The organism is Streptomyces sp. MB09-01 (assembly GCF_033794505.1).
Classification (GTDB): Bacteria; Actinomycetota; Actinomycetes; order Streptomycetales; family Streptomycetaceae; genus Streptomyces.
This window is the reverse complement of sequence record NZ_JARAYQ010000562.1, coordinates 1-1,221: the sequence shown is the minus strand read 5'-3', so window position 1 is coordinate 1,221 and position 1,221 is coordinate 1. Positions and strand designations below refer to the sequence as shown.

The following is a 1,221-nucleotide window of genomic DNA, read 5'->3' as shown; positions in this document are numbered from 1 at the left end:
GTCCGGCGCCGTCACCGGGCTCTCGGCGGAGGTCGGCGGCGGGGCGCGGGGCCCGGCCGGTGGGGTCAGGGACCGCTCTTGATCTCGCACACGGGGGCGCCGGAGGTGAGGGCGCCGCCGACCTCCGCCGAGAGCCCGGTGACGGCGCCGGACTTGTGGGCGTTGAGGGGCTGTTCCATCTTCATGGCCTCCAGGACGACGATCAGGTCGCCCTCCTCGACCGCCTGGCCCTCCTCGACCGCCACCTTCACGACGGTGCCCTGCATCGGGGAGGCGAGGGTGTCGCCGGAGGCGCGGGGGCCCGCCTTCCTCGTGGCACGGCGCTTCGGCTTGGCACCGGCGGCCGGACCCGTACGGGCCAGGGTCATGCCGAGCGAGGACGGCAGGGAGATCTCCAGCCGCCTGGCACCGACCTCGACGACGACCGTCTCGCGGCCCTGCTCCTCGTCGCCCTCCCCGTCCGCGGGGGCGGCGAAGGGCGGGATGCCGTTCACGAACTCGGTCTCGATCCAGCGGGTGTGGACCGTGAACGGGTCCCGGCTGCCCGTGAGTTCGGGGGCGAACGCCGGGTCGCCCACCACCACGCGGTGGAACGGCACGGCCGTGGCCATGCCCTCGACCTCGAACTCCGCCAGCGCGCGGGCGGCGCGCTGGAGGGCCTGCTCGCGGGTGGCGCCGGTGACGATCAGCTTGGCCAGGAGGGAGTCCCAGGCCGGGCCGATGACCGAGCCGGCCTCGACGCCCGCATCGACACGGACGCCGGGGCCGGTCGGCGGGTTGAAGACGGTGACGGTACCGGGGGCGGGCAGGAAGCCGCGGCCCGGGTCCTCGCCGTTGATGCGGAACTCGAAGGAGTGACCGCGCACCACCGGGTCGCCCTCCTGGAAGTACGACGCGGCGCCGAGCTCCTCGCCGTCGGCGATCCGGAACATCTCGCGGACCAGGTCGATGCCGGTGACCTCTTCGGTGACCGGGTGCTCGACCTGGAGGCGGGTGTTGACCTCCAGGAAGGAGATCGTGCCGTCGGCGCCGACCAGGAACTCGCAGGTTCCCGCGCCGACGTAGCCGGCCTCCTTCAGGATCGCCTTCGAAGCGGCGTACAGGTGTTTCACCTGCACGTCCGTCAGGAACGGCGCGGGGGCCTCCTCGACCAGCTTCTGGTGGCGGCGCTGCAGGGAGCAGTCGCGGGTGGAGACGACGACCACGTTGCCGTGGGTGTCG

Annotated in this window: 1 protein-coding gene; it reads right to left on the bottom strand. The window is 73.2% G+C overall.

The genetic code is table 11. The annotated features are described in order from the left end of the window. Positions 1-65: 65 nt before the first annotated feature. Positions 66-1,221, bottom strand: a 1,156-nt coding sequence (locus PV721_RS43460) for a biotin/lipoyl-containing protein (protein ID WP_319734410.1), incomplete at its 5' end; no start/stop codon positions are given.